Annotated in this window: 17 protein-coding genes; 5 read left to right on the forward strand and 12 right to left on the reverse strand. The window is 68.1% G+C overall.

What is annotated here, in order from left to right; genetic code table 11:
- Positions 1-46: 46 nt before the first annotated feature.
- Both gorA and rpiA read right to left on the reverse strand, forming a co-directional pair.
- Complete coding sequence (gorA, locus tag BU28_RS0119575; RefSeq protein ID WP_028720920.1) at positions 47-1,447, reverse strand: glutathione-disulfide reductase; 1,401 nt, start codon at positions 1,445-1,447, stop codon at positions 47-49.
- Positions 1,444-2,166 (reverse strand): ribose-5-phosphate isomerase RpiA, encoded by a 723-nt coding sequence (gene rpiA, locus BU28_RS0119580; RefSeq protein ID WP_028720921.1) that lies wholly within the window; start codon positions 2,164-2,166, stop codon positions 1,444-1,446. Before rpiA ends, gorA begins: the two co-directional genes overlap by 4 nt.
- A gap of 138 nt (positions 2,167-2,304) precedes the next feature.
- Between rpiA and BU28_RS0119585 the strand changes: the two genes are divergently transcribed.
- Genes BU28_RS0119585 through BU28_RS0119595 form a run of 3 tightly spaced genes read left to right on the forward strand, consistent with a single transcriptional unit; the run spans position 2,305 to position 4,413 of the window.
- Positions 2,305-3,447 (forward strand): bifunctional 2-C-methyl-D-erythritol 4-phosphate cytidylyltransferase/2-C-methyl-D-erythritol 2,4-cyclodiphosphate synthase, encoded by a 1,143-nt coding sequence (locus BU28_RS0119585; protein WP_028720922.1) that lies wholly within the window; start codon positions 2,305-2,307, stop codon positions 3,445-3,447.
- 1 nt (position 3,448) lies between these two features.
- A complete protein-coding gene (locus tag BU28_RS0119590; protein WP_028720923.1) occupies positions 3,449-3,946 on the forward strand; it encodes a phosphatidylglycerophosphatase A family protein in 498 nt (165 codons plus the stop codon).
- Positions 3,943-4,413, forward strand: a complete 471-nt coding sequence (locus BU28_RS0119595) for a CinA family protein (RefSeq protein ID WP_028720924.1) — start codon at positions 3,943-3,945, stop codon at positions 4,411-4,413. Before BU28_RS0119590 ends, BU28_RS0119595 begins: the two co-directional genes overlap by 4 nt.
- On the opposite strand, the gene BU28_RS0119600 is transcribed toward BU28_RS0119595, so the two are convergent.
- The 10 genes from BU28_RS0119600 to BU28_RS0119645 form a co-directional block, all read right to left on the reverse strand.
- Positions 4,410-5,441, reverse strand: a complete 1,032-nt coding sequence (locus BU28_RS0119600) for a threonine aldolase family protein (RefSeq protein WP_028720925.1) — start codon at positions 5,439-5,441, stop codon at positions 4,410-4,412. The two genes, BU28_RS0119595 and BU28_RS0119600, sit on opposite strands and share 4 nt — an antisense overlap.
- Positions 5,438-5,878, reverse strand: coding sequence for a YcgN family cysteine cluster protein (locus BU28_RS0119605; protein WP_028720926.1), 441 nt, complete (start codon positions 5,876-5,878; stop codon positions 5,438-5,440). The genes BU28_RS0119600 and BU28_RS0119605 overlap by 4 nt, the downstream gene beginning before the upstream one ends.
- Positions 5,878-6,807, reverse strand: coding sequence for a bifunctional riboflavin kinase/FAD synthetase (locus BU28_RS0119610; protein WP_028720927.1), 930 nt, complete (start codon positions 6,805-6,807; stop codon positions 5,878-5,880). The genes BU28_RS0119605 and BU28_RS0119610 overlap by 1 nt, the downstream gene beginning before the upstream one ends.
- A 32-nt stretch (positions 6,808-6,839) precedes the next feature.
- Positions 6,840-7,283 carry a MaoC family dehydratase gene (locus tag BU28_RS0119615; RefSeq protein WP_028720928.1) on the reverse strand — a complete coding sequence of 148 codons (444 nt, stop codon included), beginning with the start codon at positions 7,281-7,283 and terminating at the stop codon, positions 6,840-6,842.
- A gap of 99 nt (positions 7,284-7,382) precedes the next feature.
- Positions 7,383-8,252, reverse strand: a complete 870-nt coding sequence (locus tag BU28_RS0119620) for a TIGR01459 family HAD-type hydrolase (RefSeq protein WP_028720929.1) — start codon at positions 8,250-8,252, stop codon at positions 7,383-7,385.
- A gap of 16 nt (positions 8,253-8,268) precedes the next feature.
- Entirely contained in the window at positions 8,269-9,189 is a 921-nt protein-coding gene (locus BU28_RS0119625) for a manganese-dependent inorganic pyrophosphatase (protein ID WP_028720930.1), read from the reverse strand.
- A 64-nt stretch (positions 9,190-9,253) separates the two neighbouring features.
- Positions 9,254-9,898 carry a DUF1345 domain-containing protein gene (locus BU28_RS0119630; RefSeq protein WP_028720931.1) on the reverse strand — a complete coding sequence of 215 codons (645 nt, stop codon included), beginning with the start codon at positions 9,896-9,898 and terminating at the stop codon, positions 9,254-9,256.
- A gap of 40 nt (positions 9,899-9,938) precedes the next feature.
- Positions 9,939-10,283, reverse strand: coding sequence for a DUF4440 domain-containing protein (locus tag BU28_RS0119635; RefSeq protein WP_028720932.1), 345 nt, complete (start codon positions 10,281-10,283; stop codon positions 9,939-9,941).
- A complete protein-coding gene (locus BU28_RS23930; protein WP_051578337.1) occupies positions 10,273-11,328 on the reverse strand; it encodes a TraB/GumN family protein in 1,056 nt (351 codons plus the stop codon). Before BU28_RS23930 ends, BU28_RS0119635 begins: the two co-directional genes overlap by 11 nt.
- A 49-nt stretch (positions 11,329-11,377) precedes the next feature.
- Complete coding sequence (locus BU28_RS0119645; RefSeq protein ID WP_028720933.1) at positions 11,378-12,694, reverse strand: glycosyltransferase family 4 protein; 1,317 nt, start codon at positions 12,692-12,694, stop codon at positions 11,378-11,380.
- 187 nt (positions 12,695-12,881) lie between these two features.
- On the opposite strand from BU28_RS0119645, the gene groES reads away from it, so the two are divergent.
- Positions 12,882-13,169: a co-chaperone GroES gene (gene groES / locus BU28_RS0119650; protein ID WP_028720934.1), complete on the forward strand. Its 288-nt coding sequence runs from the start codon at positions 12,882-12,884 to the stop codon at positions 13,167-13,169.
- 38 nt (positions 13,170-13,207) lie between these two features.
- A complete protein-coding gene (gene groL, locus BU28_RS0119655) occupies positions 13,208-14,845 on the forward strand; it encodes a chaperonin GroEL (protein ID WP_028720935.1) in 1,638 nt (545 codons plus the stop codon).
- Position 14,846: the final 1 nt, after the last annotated feature.

The raw sequence follows: 14,846 nt of genomic DNA on the forward strand, positions 1-14,846 counted from the left end.
AGTTTATGGTTCGCTCAGGGTGTAACTGGTGCGAAAGCACCGAAAATCAAGCCGCGCCAACGGTTTTGTCAGAACCGCCCATGCCGATGTGACGCGCGGGCCGGCGCATCGTCACCAATTCCTCGGCCAGGGTCGGATGCACCGCGATGGCCGCGTCGAATTGCGCCTTGGTCGCGCCCATGCCCAGGGGAATGGCGACCAGCTGGATCATCTCGCCCGCCTCGGGGCCGAAGATGTGGCAGCCGACGACCCTGCCGCCCCCGGCCTCGACGATCAGCTTCATCACGGCGCGCGCGTCCGAGCCGGCAAACAGCGACCGCATGGGCCGGAAGCTTGCGACATAGACGTCGTGCGGACCGCGCTGGCCGGCCTCTTCCTCGGTCAGGCCGATGCTGGCGACCTCGTGCGGGCGGGTATAGACGGCAGCGCCGAAAAGGCTGTGATCCACCTTGCGCGGCCGTGCGCCAAAGACGGTGTCGGCAAAGCAATGTCCCTCGCGGATGGCGACCGGCGTCAGGTTCACCCGGTCCGTCACGTCGCCCACCGCAAAGATCGACGGGACCGAGCTTTGCGACCATTCGTCGACCAGCACCTGTCCCCGAGGGCCAAGCGCCACGCCCAGTTCATCAAGCCCGAGCCCTGCCGTGTTCGGCACGCGGCCGGTGGCGAACATGACGTGATCGAAATCATCCGTGTCGCCGCCGCGAAAGGTCACGCGCACGGCCCCGTCCCGCCGGTCGAGGCGCGCGGGATCGGTCTCGAGCCGCAGATCGACGCCGATCATGCGCAGTTGCTCGGTCGCAAAGCGGCGCATCTCGGCGTCGAAGCCGCGCAGCATCGCATCGCCGCGATAGGCGACGGTCACCCGCGACCCCAGGCCCGCCAGGATGGTCGCATATTCGCAGGCGATGAAGCCGCCGCCGACGACCAGCACCCGGCCCGGCAGGTCCTCCATCAGGAACAGATCGTCCGAGATCAGGCCCAGTTCCTCGCCCGGAATGCCGGGGCGCTGCGGCCGCCCGCCGACCGCGATCAGGATGTGCTTGGCCGTCAGGCGCTGGCCGTTCGACAATTCGACCGTATGGGCGTCGGCCAGCCGGGCCCGCGCCTTGTGGATGTCCACATTGGCCGCGACCAGCCCGCCAGTATAGGCCCCTTCCAGCCGGGTCAGTTCGCCGTCCAGCTTGTGGCGGAAGGCCTGCCAGTCGAACAGCCCCGCCGTCGCCTGGGTCCAGCCAAAGCCGCGCGCCTCGGCCGCCAGCGCCTCGGCCTGGCTGGCAAAGATCATCAGCTTTTTCGGCACGCAGCCGCGGATGACGCAGGTGCCGCCCATGCGGCTTTCCTCGGCCAGGGCGACGCGGGCGCCGTATTCGCCCGCCGCGATCCGGGCCGCGCGCACCCCGCCCGAGCCGCCGCCGATGACGAACAGGTCATAGTCGAAGGTCATTCCAGGTCCTCGCGCAGCAGTTCCGTGGCCGTCCCGTCGGGGCAGCCGATGATCGCCAGGCTGCAGATGTTCAGGAACAGCCCGTGTTCGACGACGCCCGCGATGCCCGAAAGCGTGCGCGCCAGGCGCTGCGCGTCGGCGATCTGGCCAAGCGCCAGGTCCAGGATCAGGTTGCCCTCGTCCGTGATTAGGGGACGGCCCTCGCGTTCGCGCAGGATGATGGGGCAGTCCTCGATCTCAAGCTCGGCCAGGGCGCGGACGATGCGGGTGCGGGTCGTCGTCCAGCCAAAGGGAATCACCTCGACCGGCAGCTTGAAGGCCCCCAGCCGGTCCACGACCTTGCCCGGATCGGCCACCACCACCATGCGGTCGGACGCGGTCGCGACGATCTTTTCACGCAGATGCGCCGCGCCGCCGCCCTTGATCAGGTTCAGGTCGGGGTCAACCTCGTCCGCGCCGTCGACGGTCAGGTCCAGCCAGCCCAGGTCGTCCAGCTCCAGCACGACCAGCCCCAGGCCGCGCGCCTGTTCGGCCGTCGCCTTCGAGGTGGCGGCGCAGCGCAGGTCCAGCCCCTCGGCATGGACGCGCTCGGCCAGGCGGTCGACAAAGACCTTCGCCGTCGAGCCGGTTCCCAGCCCCAGCTTCATACCGCTTTCCACCAGCGCCACGGCAGCGCGGGCGGCGGCATCCTTGGCGGGATCGACGGCGGGATGGGACATGGGAAACCTCTGTTTCGGGATTGTGCCAGCACCTTATAAGCAGAACCGAGAGCGGATCCAACGCCCCGCGTGGGAAAAGCGCCGCGCCCCGCCCGCCGCGATTGCCAGCCGCGCCCGGCTCGCCTAAAGCATGGCGCCATGACGATACCCCGCACCTATGCCGCAATCATCACCGCCGCCGGACGCGGCACCCGGGCGGGCGGCGACCTGCCCAAGCAGTGGCGCAAGCTGGGCCGCGACAGCGCGCTGGCCCGCAGCATCCGCGCCTTCGCGGGGTTTTCGCGCATCATCGTGACCGTAGCCCCGCAGGACATGGACCGGGCGCTGGCCGAAATCGCGGGCCCCGTGGTGCTGGTCGCCGGAGGCGAGACGCGCAGCGCCTCGATCCGGGCGGCGCTGGAAACGCTTGAGGGCAGCGACATCACCCATGTGCTGATCCACGACGGCGCCCGGCCGCTGGTGTCGGACGCTGTGATCCGGGGCGTGGTCGATGCGCTGCAGGCGGGCGCCCAGGCCGCCGCGCCTGCGCTGCCCGTGTCGGACGCGCTGTGGCGGGCCGAGGGTGGGCAGGTCACCGCCACCGCCAGCCGCGAGGGGCTGTTTCGCGCCCAGACCCCGCAGGGCTTTGCACTGGCCCCGATCCTGGTCGCGCATCGCGCCTTCCCGGAGGGCGCGGCGGACGATGTGGAACTGGCCCTGCGCGCCGGGCTTGCCGTCAGCGTGACGCCGGGCGACGAAGACAACCTGAAACTGACATGGCCCGGCGATTTCGCCCGGGCCGAACGGATACTGGGGAACGCGATGGACATCCGCCTTGGCAATGGTTTCGACGTTCACGCCTTCACGGCGGGCGATCACGTCTGGCTGTGCGGGGTGCGCGTCCCGCACGACCGCGCGTTGCTGGGCCATTCGGACGCGGATGTCGGCATGCACGCGCTGACCGACGCGATCTATGGCGCGCTGGCGCAGGGCGACATCGGGCGGCACTTTCCGCCGTCGGACCCGCAATGGAAGGGGGCGGAAAGTCACATCTTCCTGCGCCACGCCGCCGATCTGGCGCGCTCGATGGGCTATCGGCTGTCGAATGCCGACGTGACGCTAATCTGCGAGCGCCCCAAGGTCGGGCCCCATGCCGCCGCCATGCAGGCCCGGCTGGCCGAGATCACGGGCACCGACCCTGACCGGATCAGCGTCAAGGCCACCACCAGCGAACGGCTGGGTTTTACCGGGCGCGAGGAGGGCATCGCCGCCATCGCCACCGCCACCCTGATCGGAGGCTGACATGGACCGGATGATCGCGACCCTGTTCGGCATCGGCTGGCTGAAACCCGCGCCGGGCACCTGGGGTTCGGCCGCCGCCGTCCTGCTGGGCGTGCTGGCCTGCGTGTTCCTGCACCCCTTGCTGGTCCCCGCGGGCTTTCTGCTGGCCACCGTCCTCGGCTTCTGGGCGGTGCCGCGCGTGCTGGCGGGCAGCGCCGACAAGGACCCGTCCTGGATCGTCATCGACGAGGTGGCCGGCCAGTGGCTGGCGATGAGCTTTACCGTCGTCCCCCTGTGGCGGCACGGGGTCTCGATCCTTGACGCCTGGCCGGGCTATGTCGCGCCCTTCCTGCTGTTTCGGCTGTTCGACATCTGGAAGCCCTGGCTTGTGGGGCGCGCGGACCGGCGGGGCGACGCGACCGGGCTGATGCTGGACGATCTGTGGGCGGGCTTGTTCGCGGGCATCGTCTCGGTCATTCTGGCGGGGCTGTACCATGGCCTGCTGGAGCCCATGCTGTGACCAACCCCGCCGATGTCCTGCACCTGGCCCGCCGACGCGGCGTCATGATCGCCACCACCGAAAGCTGCACCGGAGGCCTGGTCGCGGGCCGGCTGACCGACGTGCCGGGGTCGTCCGACGCGTTCGAGCGCGGCTTCGTCACCTACTCCAACGCCGCCAAGATCGAGATGCTGGGCGTCCGCCCCGACACGCTGGAAGCGCATGGCGCGGTCAGCGAACAGGTGGCGGCCGAGATGGCGCGCGGCGCGCTGGCGCGGTCACACGCCGGCATCGCGGTCTCGGTCACCGGCATCGCCGGCCCAGGCGGGTCCGAGCACAAGCCCGAGGGCCGGGTCTGCTTTGGCGTCGCGGACGCCTGGGGCGTCAGGACCGAAACCGTGGAATTCGGCGCCATCGGCCGGTCCGCCGTGCGCGCAGCCACCGTGGATCATGCGCTGGAACTGCTGGCGCAGGCGCTGCAGCCCTAGCCGATCGCGGCCAGCAGGCGCTCGACATCCTCGGGGCGCGTGGCCCAGCTTGTCACCAGCCGGATCGCGACCGGCTCGCCCGGACCGGGCGGCACGTCCTGCCACAGGTGATAGACCGCACCCTGCGCGCGCGCCGCTGCATGGGCCTCGGGGGCGATGCGGGCAAAGACCTCGTTCGCCTGCACCGGGGCCAGCAATTCCGCCCCCGACCGTGCCAGCCCCTGCCCCAGCCGCGCCGCCATCGCGTTGGCGTGGCGCGCCAGATCAAGCCACAGCCCACCCGTCATCAACGCCAGCATCTGCGCGGCCAGATAGCGCTGCTTGGAAAACACATGGCCCGACTGCTTGCGCCGGTAATCGAACCCCTGGGCCAGCGCGGGGTCGAAGAACACCACCGCCTCGGCCGCAAGCGCGCCGTTCTTGGTCCCGCCCAGGCACAGCGCATCGACGCCCCGCACCAGATCGGCGGGCGCGCAGTCTAGACCCGCGACTGCATTGGCGAACCGCGCCCCGTCCATATGCAGCCGCAGGCCCGCATCCCGCGCCACCCCGGCCAGCGCCGCGACATCGGCCGGCGCATAGACCGTGCCCCATTCGGTCGCATTGGTGATCGACATCAGCGCGCCTGCGCCGTCGTTCAGGCTGCCCGTGGCCCCTGCACGGATTGCCTGGCCCAAGGCATCCGGCCCAATCCGGCCGTGGTCGCCCGGGATCGGCACAAGCTTCGCGCCATGCGAAAAGAACTCGGGCGCGGCGCATTCGTCGCGGTGGATATGGGCGCTGTCGTGGCAATAGACCCGGCCCCAGGGCGGCGACAGCTGCGCGCAGACCAGCGCATTGGCCGCCGTGCCGGTGGCGACAAAGCGCACCACCGCCTGAGGCGCGTCCAGCAGATCGCGGATCGCCGCCTCGGCCCGGGCGGTGACGGGATCGGCGCCATAGGACCCGACCGCGCCCTCGTTGCAATCGGACAGGGCCTTCAGCACCGCCGGATGCGCGCCCCAGGCGTTGTCAGAGGCAAAGTTCATGACTGGTCCTCGATGATGTAGTCGTCCCAATCGTCCTCGGTGACGGTCAGCTCGCTGACCGTCCAGCCGCGAACGCTGGCCCCGGCGCGATGCACCGACTCGCGGTCGCCCGAGATCAGGTAGTGCCAGGGCAGCAGCGGCTTGCCCTCGGCCCGCAGGCGATAGGCGCAGGTCGCCGGCAGCCACCAGGCGATTTCCTTCAGCTTCTTCGGCGTCAGCACGATGCAGTCGGGAACGAAGTCATGCCGGTTCCGATAGCTGGAGCATTGGCAGGTCTGCCCGTCCAGCAGCTTGCAGGCGACGCGGGTAAAGGCCAGTTCGCCCGTATCCTCGTATTCGATCTTGTTCAGGCAGCACTTGCCGCAGCCGTCGCACAGCGCCTCCCATTCGTCGGGCTTCAGGCTTTTCAGCGGCAGTTCCCAGAACCGTTCGCGCATCACCGGGCCGACAGGATCTCGCGCGCCTGGGCGCTGTCCTTGTCCATCTGGGCGATCAGCGCCGGCAGGCCGTCGAACTTCAGCTCCGGGCGCAGGTATTCGACCAGCGCGACGGACAGGTGCTGGCCGTAAAGATCCGCGCGGAAATCAAAGATATGCACCTCGAAGTTCGGAACATTCTCGCCAAACATTGGGCGCACGCCCAGGTTCGCCACGCCCTTGTAGCCGCCGCGCTCGGGTCCGGTCAGCACATCGACCATGACCGCATAGACCCCCATGCGCGGCAGGTGCAGCCCTTGGACGGCCATGTTCGCCGTGGGATAGCCAAAGGCCCGGCCCCGCTTGTCGCCGTGCAGCACCTCGCCGTCGATGCGGTGCCAGTGACCCAGCATCGCCTCGGCGTCGCGCATCCGCCCCTCGCTCAGCGCCGCGCGAATCGCGGTCGAGCTGTATTCCCGTTCGCCGTCGCCCAGAAGCGGCGCTACGGTCACGCCGAACCCCAGAGTGGCGCCAAGCTCGGTCAATGTCTGGGCATCGCCCGCCCGCTTGTGGCCGAACCGGAAATCCGCCCCCACGGTGACGTGGCGCACGCCCAGGCCCTGGGCCAGCACGTCGCGGGCGAAATCCTCGGGCGAAAGCCCGGCCAGCACAGCGTCAAAGGGCAATTCGTAAAGGTGCTGGACCTGCAGCCGCGCCAGCCTGTTCGCGCGCGCCTCGGCGTTCATCAGGCGGAACGGCGGCGCGTCGGGCTGAAAGAACTGGCGCGGATGCGGCTCGAAGGTGACGACGCCCAGGGGCGCGTCGCAGGCCGCGCGCGCCAGGTCGATCACCGAGCGATGTCCCAGATGCACGCCGTCGAAATTGCCCATGGCGACGCTGGCCCCGCGGGCGTCAGGCGGCAAGGCTTTCCAGTCGTGATGGATGCGCAATCAGGCCCCCGGTGGGCCACGTTCCGGCCCGATCAGTCGAATTTCCGGCTTGGGGCCAAAACGACCGCCTCGCCCTTCAGGACGACCGTATCACCGACAAGGCACCGGGTTGCAAGGGTCACGCGCCGTTTCGCATGGTCGATGGCCTCGACCGCGACCTCGGCCCGGACCAGATCGCCAGGCCGCACCGGCGCCATGAATTTCAGCGTCTGGCCCAGATAGACCGTGCCATGACCCGGCAACTGTTCCCCGATCACGGCCGAGATCAGGCTGGCGGTCAGCATCCCATGCGCGATCCGCCCCTCGAAGATCGTGTCCTGGGCATAGGCGTCGTCCAGGTGCACCGGATTGCGGTCGGTCGAGACCCGGGAAAACAGTTCGATGTCCTCATCGGTAACGACCTTTTGCAGATGGCGCATCATGCCCACCTCAAGATCCTCGATGACGATCGTGCCGCGTGGAAGATTGTCCAGCATCATTCAATGCCCCCGGGTTGCCCTGATGCTGCATAGCAGCAAAAGAACCCGTCAGCAACAAAATATCGCAGACCCTATACCAAACGACTATTTGTTACCCTAGCGCAGGCGGCCGATGCTGTAGCGGGGCGCGTGACCGCGCATGGCCAGCCATTCGTCCAGCTTCTCCTGAAGCGGGTTTTCCACATCGTCACCGAACTGGTCGAAGGCCAGGCCGCCGGTCACGAACAGCGCGTCGATCCCCTCGCCCGCCGCGCCCGGGATGTCGGTCGCGATGCCGTCGCCCACGGCCAGGATGCGGGCATCGTCGCCCAGACCCAGGCGGCGGCGGGCCAGGTCATAGATCGGCGGATGGGGCTTTCCGAAGTACAGCGAGGTGCCGCCCAGGCTTTCATAGAATTCGGCCAGAGCGCCCGCGCAGTAAAGCCGCGTCTCGCCCAGGTCCACCACCACGTCGGGGTTCGCGCACAGAAGCTTCAGCCCGCGTTCGCGCGCCAGCATCAGGGGGGCGCGGTAATCCTCGGGCGTCTCGTTCACCTCGTCGAAAAGGCCGGTGCAGACGATGCCCTCGGCCTCGTCCAGGGCCACGCGCTGGATCGGCTCGGCATCTTGCCATTCCGGAGGGATGTCGGAGAAGAAGCCCTCGTCCTTGGCCATCATCACGGCCCAGACCTTGCGGCCCACCGCGCCCGCGAACATCGCGTCCTGCGCCGCGTCGCCCGAGCTGACCACCACGTCCCAGGCGTCGCGCGGCACCGCCATGCGGTCCAGTTGATCGACGACATAGCGCCAGGGGCGCGGCGCGTTCGTCAGCAGGACGACCCGGCCCCCGCCCGCGCGGAAATCGCGCAGGGCGGCAACGGCGGCCGGATAGGCCTCTACGCCATTGTGCAGGCATCCCCACAGATCGCAGAACAGCACGTCGTAATTCAGGGCGACCTCGGCCAGCGAGGAAATGATCTGCGTCATCAGGGTGCCTTTCGGATCAGACGGCCAGCGCCGGGATGATCTGTTTCTTGCGCGACATGATGCCGGGCAGCACGACCGTGTCGCCGGTGACGGTCGCGTTGAAGCTTTTCTCGGCGACCTGCCTGACGAAGTCGTTCGGGACCAGCAGCGTCGCTTCCTCGTTCAGGATATCGACGACGAACAGCAGCACCTCGTCGGCGCCATCGGCGGCGGCGACGGCGGGCATGGCGGCCATCAGCGCGCCCTTGCGGTCCAGCAGCACCTGCGGCGCGGTGGTTTCCAGGACCGAGACGCGCAGCTGCTTGCCGCCCAGCTCGTATTCCTTGCTGTCCATGCGCAGCAGGGCTTCCTCGGTAAAGGCCGACACGTCGGACTTGGCGGCAAACATCTCGGCCGCATAGGCCGGGATCGACACGCCCAGGTCGGCGGCGATCTTTTCGGCCACCCAGCGGTCATGCGCGGTGGTGGTCGGGCTGCGGAACTCCAGCGTGTCGGACAGAATGCAGGTCAGCATCGCGCCCCTGACCGCTTTCGGCGCGCGGGCATAGGCCTCTTCGCCCATCAGGTCGAACATGATGGTCGCGGTGCAGGCCAGCGGACGGATGGTGATGTTGATCGGCAGCCGCGTCTTGACGCCGCCCGCCAGCAGGTGGTGGTCGATGATCTCGATCACGTCGGCCTCGTTGATCGAGGCGGGCAGTTCGGCCGGGTTGTTGGTGTCCACGATCACGCATTTGTCGCCCGCCGCAACGTCCGCGATGATCTCGGGCTTGGGCAGGTTCCATTTCGACAGCATCCAGGCGGCCTCGGTGTTCGGCTCGCCCTGCAGGACGGCGACCGCCGGCTCCTTGCGCACTTCCGAAAGATACCAGGCCCAGATGATGGGCGAGCCGGTGGAATCGGTGTCGGGGGCCTTGTGGCCGAAAACCTTGATCATGGAGATACCTTCGCGAAGGAAACGGAAATTTCGCCGGACTTATAGGCCGGGGGCCCGCGCTTGTCTATTGACCCAAGCTGACGGCGGCGTTGACCGTCAGCGCCACCAGCACCGCGTTGTAGAAGAAGGACAGGCCCGAATGCACGATGGTCACCCGCCGCAACGCGGTCGAGGTCACCGCCACGTCCGAGGTCTGCGCCGTCATCCCCAGGGTGAAGCTGTAATAGATGAAATCCCAGATCCCGGCCAGTTCGCCCTTGCCCTGGCCGGGAAAGTCCAGGCCCCGCGCCAGCCCGCCGCCGGGCGCTGGCGCGTGCCAGAGGCTGGCATAGTGAAAGGCCATGACCGTGTGGATCATCGCCCAGCCCAGCGGCACCGACAGGATCGCCAGCGCGGGGCGCAGCGAAAACCCGCCCGAAGGATCGCGCAGCGTCATGTGGATGGCGAACAGGCTCAGCACCACGACGCCCACGGCCAGGGGCACGATCAGGCGCATCCCCTCGTCGTCGTCGTCGGCGTGGCGGTGCAGGTCGCGCACCGTCATGCGCCGCATCATCAAGGCAGCCAGCACCAGATAGGCCAGGCAGAACACGTCGGCAAAGATCAACAGGCGGTCGAGCCATGCCATGCGGAACGCCAGCATCCCCGCCACCAGCCCAAGGCCAAAGGCCATCAGGAAGCGCAGGTGCCGCCGCAGGTCGCCGATCATCGCGGCAGGGTCACCCGGACGGCCGGGCCGTTCGCCGGCGTCACGCCGGCACCGGGGTCTGCTGGTGCTGGACGATGCGCCAGTCGCCGCCCTCGCGCCGGACCCAGGTGGTGGTGCACAATGCACGGTAGGTCTCGGCCCCGGCCCGCCGGGCGGTGGCCCGATAGGCCAGCACCCGGATCTCGTCCGTCTCGATCGAGGCGCGGTCGGCGAAACTGACCTCCTGCCAGCGCGGGCCGTTCGCGAGCGTTTCGACCACCTTGCGCCGGGTCAGGATGCCCGTCGCCGCAAAGGCCATCAGGCAGCCCTCGTCCAGCTTGCGCGCCGCCTCGGCGCTGCCGGCCAGCCAGAAATCGCGCTCCTCCTGCCAAAGCTCATCTGCCATCCGTGCCTCTCCCTGTGGTTCCCAGCCGCGGCTCTATCGGCTCGATGGTCCAGCCCGACCGCTGCAACAGCGACAGAACGCCCATCTCGCCCGGAAGATGCAAGGCGCCGAAACCGACCACGATTCCCTTGCCCTGACGCGCGGCATCCGCCGCCGCCTGCCCGATGGGGGCGATCCAGGCGCGGTTGCGGCGGTCCATCAGCTTGTCCTGCGCCAGCTGCATCTGGCGGTCCACCTGGGCGCGCGGCAGGCCCGAGTTGTCATAGGCGTCCATCTTGCCGAATTCCCAGATCAGCCAGCTTTCGCCGCTGAAATAGGCGTCGGTCAGGGTCGTCGTGTAATCGTCGGCATATTCCGCGGCGGGCATGGTCGCGCGGATCATGTCGATTTCCTCTTGCGGCGTCATGCCCTGGAACAGGGTAAAGACGGTGTCCCAGGGCTCCAGCGCGCGCACCGGCACGCCCGCCGCGCGGGCCCGCGCGACCAGCCGATGGTCCAGCCCCCCGGTATCGCCCCGGGCCTGGACCTGCTCGATCATGCAGGGAGAGATGCCCAGCATCATCGCGACATACCAGGGCCGCAGGCGGCTTGCGACGACGGCAGGCAGGCCACGCGCCTCGAGGGCGCGGGCCAGGGCCTGCCATTCGTCCCGCGCCAGCCGCTCGGGCAGGGTCGGGCCGGTCGCATCGACGATCAGCGTGGGGTCCTGGGTCATCGCCTCGGACAGGCGGCGCTCTTCCTCGGGGCCGGCCTCGACCAGCAGGACGGCGGCGCGGTCGAGGTCCGGGCCGAACTGCGACAGGATCGCGTCATGGCGCGGGTCGTCGAAATGATAGGTCCCGATCAGGGTGATGCGTTGGTCGCCCTTGGTCGCGCGCCAGAACAGCCCGTGATGAAAGGGCACGGCGGCGGTCGCCGCCCGCAGTTCGGCTGCGCGTTCGACCGGCAAGGCGTCGATCAGGTTGCGGCCGACGCATTCCGCCGCAAGCGCCGGAAGCGACGGCAGGCACAGCGCCAGCGCAAGGATCAGGGATTTCAGGCGCATCGAACCTCCGGGACTGCCGCGCCAGCATGGCACGGGGGACGGGTCGGTTTCAACGCCGGGCAATATCCCCGCGGCGCGGCAGTTCCTGCGGCAGCGGATGCCCCTCGACCACGGCGCGCCAGATGCGCTCCACCTGCCCCGCCTTGGCGGCCCATGTGAAATCACGCATGACCCGCGCCCGCCCAGCCTTGGCCATCCCCGGCAGGACCGCCGGATCGTCGGCCAGCGCCAGCAGCCGTTCGCGCAACGCCGCCACGATCTCGGGGCGGCGACCCAGCGGAATACGGAACCCCGTCGCGTCGTCCACCAGTTCGCCCGGGCCGGCATAGTCCACCACCACCGGCACCACACCAAGCGCCATCGCCTCCAGCACCACGCCGCCGCCGAATTCGCGGACCGAGGGAAAGACCATCACCTGAGCCCGCGCGGCGACCGACTGCACCGCGCCATGGTCCATCCAGCCGTGCATGGTCACGGCACTGCCGACGGCCTCGCGCTCGATCAGCGCGCTCAAGTCCTCGGCCTGTGGCCCATCGCCGATGATGTCCAACGTCAGCCGCCCGTCGCGCAGCAGCGGCAGCGCCGCCTCGATCGCCATGTCCGCGCCCTTGTAGGGCACCAGTCGCCCGATAAAGCAGCCCCGCAGCGGCAGCACGCCCGGCTGCGGCGCGACCAGGCTGAAGCGCGCGGGGTCGATGGCGTTCTCGGGCAGCCAGACCGTCTTGCCGTGATGGCGCGCCGGAATCTCGGACAGGGTATGCTCGGAGCCGCAGATGATCGCGCTTGCCGCAGCCAGCGTCGCGCCGCGTCCCGGAATCGCCTTGTAGGCGCCCCGGACATAGGACAGCCATTCCTTCTCGCGCCGCCGCTCGCTGTCGAAACCGCGCGGCCAGGGTACGCCGCCGTTCAGAGGCCCCATGACAAAGGGTACTCCCGCCCGCTTGCAGCGCCCCGCGATCAGGCTGTTGGCGGTCGGCGTCAGCGGCGTCACCCGGTGCACGATGTCATAGTCGCCTTTCCGAATGCCCGCGCCAAAGCGCCGCCAGACCAGCCGCTCGAAATAGCCGTAGCCCAGCGAGGTGACGGCGGTCTTCATCGTCCAGCCGACGCCCTTGCCGAAGGACAGCCGCTCGGCCAGCGTCCACAAGGGCGCGGCCAGCTTCTCGCTGTCGATGGCGGTAAAATCGCGCCCTTCGACCAGCCCGGCGCGCAGAAAGGCGTCGCGGTTCCTGATCTGCGTCACGATGTGGACATCGGCCACGTCGCGCAGCGCATTCGACAGCGACCAGCCGATCAGCGGCACCGACACCCATTCGGGGTTCGCCGCCTCAGCGATGACCAGGGCCTTCAAACGCCGTTCCACCATATTCAGCACCCCGCGACCTGCCTCCGCTTGCCGTCCCCCCGAAATCCCGTCAAGCGGAAATCGGCGCAAAATTTTCCGCAGCCGTCCCGTTGACAGAAATCGCGCACCGGCCTAGATCAACGCCACTGGCACTCACCAAGACCGAGTGCCAACACCATACAGCAACCTGTAACACCGGAGTGTTCACATGGCTTTCAAACCGCTGCACGACCGCGTTCTGGTCCGTCGCGTCCAGTCGGACGAGAAAACCAAGGGTGGCCTGATAATCCCCGACAGCGCCAAGGAAAAGCCCGCCGAGGGCGAGATCATCGCCGTGGGCGAAGGCGCGCGCAAGGACTCGGGCGAACTGATCGCACCGTCGGTCAAGGCCGGTGATCGCGTTCTCTTCGGCAAATGGTCGGGCACCGAGGTCACGATCGACGGCGAAGAACTGCTGATCATGAAGGAAAGCGACATCCTGGGCATCATCGCCTGATCGTCCCCTTCGCTTAACTCATTCAAGGAGAAGAACAGATGGCTGCGAAAGAAGTCAAGTTCAACACCGACGCCCGCGACCGCATGCTGCGCGGCGTGAACATCCTGGCCGATGCGGTGAAAGTCACCCTGGGTCCCAAGGGCCGCAACGTCGTGATCGACAAGTCCTTCGGCGCCCCGCGCATCACCAAGGACGGCGTCTCGGTCGCCAAGGAAATCGAACTTTCGGACAAGTTCGAGAACATGGGCGCCCAGATGGTCCGCGAAGTGGCCTCGCGCACCAATGACGAGGCTGGCGACGGCACCACCACCGCCACCGTGCTGGCCCAGGCCATCATCAAGGAAGGGCTGAAGTCGGTTGCCGCCGGCCTGAACCCGATGGACCTCAAGCGCGGCATCGACCTGGCGACCACCAAGGTCGTCGAAGCGATCAAGGCCGCCGCGCGCCCGGTCAACGACAGCGACGAAGTCGCTCAGGTCGGCACCATCTCGGCCAATGGCGAAGCCCAGATCGGCCGCTTCATCGCTGACGCGATGCAGAAGGTCGGCAACGAGGGTGTCATCACCGTCGAAGAAAACAAGGGCATGGAGACCGAGGTCGAAGTCGTCGAAGGCATGCAGTTCGACCGTGGCTACCTGTCGCCCTACTTCGTGACCAACGCCGACAAGATGGTCGCCGAGCTGGAAGACGCCTACATCCTGCTGCACGAAAAGAAACTGTCGTCGCTGCAGCCGATGGTCCCCCTGCTGGAAGCCGTGATCCAGTCGCAGCGCCCGCTGCTGATCGTGGCCGAGGACGTGGAAGGCGAAGCGCTGGCGACGCTGGTCGTCAACAAGCTGCGCGGCGGCCTGAAGATCGCTGCCGTCAAGGCGCCCGGCTTCGGCGACCGCCGCAAGGCCATGCTGCAGGACATCGCGATCCTGACCGGCGGCCAGGTGATCTCGGAAGACCTCGGCATGAAGCTTGAAAATGTCACCATCGACATGCTCGGCCGCGCCAAGAAGATCTCGATCAACAAGGACAACACCACCATCGTCGATGGCGCCGGTGAAAAGGCCGAGATCGAGGCCCGCGTTTCGCAGATCCGCCAGCAGATCGAGGAAACCACCTCGGACTACGACCGCGAGAAGCTGCAGGAGCGTGTCGCGAAACTGGCCGGTGGCGTCGCCGTCATCCGTGTCGGCGGCATGACCGAAGTCGAAGTGAAAGAGCGCAAGGACCGTGTGGACGACGCGCTGAACGCGACCCGTGCGGCCGTTCAGGAAGGCGTGGTCGTCGGTGGCGGCGTGGCCCTGGTCCAGGCCGGCAAGGTTCTGGAAGGCCTGTCGGGCGAGAACTCGGACCAGGAAGCCGGCGTCGCCATCGTGCGCCGCGCGCTTGAGGCTCCGATGCGCCAGATCGCCGAAAACGCCGGCGTCGACGGCGCCGTGGTGGCCGGTAAGGTCCGCGAGTCGACCGACAAGTCCTTCGGCTTCAACGCCCAGACCGAAGAATATGGCGACATGTTCAAGTTCGGCGTGATCGACCCGGCCAAAGTCGTGCGCACCGCGCTGGAAGACGCGGCCTCGGTCGCCGGCCTGCTGATCACCACCGAAGCGATGATCGCCGAGAAGCCCGAGCCCAAGGCTCCGGCCGGCGGCATGCCCGACATGGGCGGCATGGGCGGCATGATGTAAT

Origin of the sequence: Paracoccus yeei ATCC BAA-599 (assembly GCF_000622145.1) — a bacterium.
Taxonomy (GTDB): Bacteria; Pseudomonadota; Alphaproteobacteria; order Rhodobacterales; family Rhodobacteraceae; genus Paracoccus; species Paracoccus yeei.

Bases quoted from the DNA above. Each gene is read 5' to 3' on its own strand.
- BU28_RS0119585 (WP_028720922.1), top strand. From the start codon at position 2,305: ATGACGATACCCCGCACCTATGCCGCAATCATCACCGCCGCCGGACGC.
- BU28_RS0119645 (WP_028720933.1), bottom strand. From the start codon at position 12,694: ATGGTGGAACGGCGTTTGAAGGCCCTGGTCATCGCTGAGGCGGCGAAC.
- BU28_RS0119590 (WP_028720923.1), top strand. From the start codon at position 3,449: ATGGACCGGATGATCGCGACCCTGTTCGGCATCGGCTGGCTGAAACCC.
- BU28_RS0119630 (WP_028720931.1), bottom strand. From the start codon at position 9,898: ATGATCGGCGACCTGCGGCGGCACCTGCGCTTCCTGATGGCCTTTGGC.
- BU28_RS0119635 (WP_028720932.1), bottom strand. From the start codon at position 10,283: ATGGCAGATGAGCTTTGGCAGGAGGAGCGCGATTTCTGGCTGGCCGGC.
- BU28_RS0119615 (WP_028720928.1), bottom strand. From the start codon at position 7,283: ATGCTGGACAATCTTCCACGCGGCACGATCGTCATCGAGGATCTTGAG.
- BU28_RS0119625 (WP_028720930.1), bottom strand. From the start codon at position 9,189: ATGATCAAGGTTTTCGGCCACAAGGCCCCCGACACCGATTCCACCGGC.
- BU28_RS0119600 (WP_028720925.1), bottom strand. From the start codon at position 5,441: ATGAACTTTGCCTCTGACAACGCCTGGGGCGCGCATCCGGCGGTGCTG.
- groL (WP_028720935.1), top strand. From the start codon at position 13,208: ATGGCTGCGAAAGAAGTCAAGTTCAACACCGACGCCCGCGACCGCATG.
- BU28_RS0119620 (WP_028720929.1), bottom strand. From the start codon at position 8,252: ATGACGCAGATCATTTCCTCGCTGGCCGAGGTCGCCCTGAATTACGAC.
- BU28_RS0119605 (WP_028720926.1), bottom strand. From the start codon at position 5,878: ATGCGCGAACGGTTCTGGGAACTGCCGCTGAAAAGCCTGAAGCCCGAC.
- groES (WP_028720934.1), top strand. From the start codon at position 12,882: ATGGCTTTCAAACCGCTGCACGACCGCGTTCTGGTCCGTCGCGTCCAG.
- rpiA (WP_028720921.1), bottom strand. From the start codon at position 2,166: ATGTCCCATCCCGCCGTCGATCCCGCCAAGGATGCCGCCGCCCGCGCT.
- BU28_RS23930 (WP_051578337.1), bottom strand. From the start codon at position 11,328: ATGCGCCTGAAATCCCTGATCCTTGCGCTGGCGCTGTGCCTGCCGTCG.
- gorA (WP_028720920.1), bottom strand. From the start codon at position 1,447: ATGACCTTCGACTATGACCTGTTCGTCATCGGCGGCGGCTCGGGCGGG.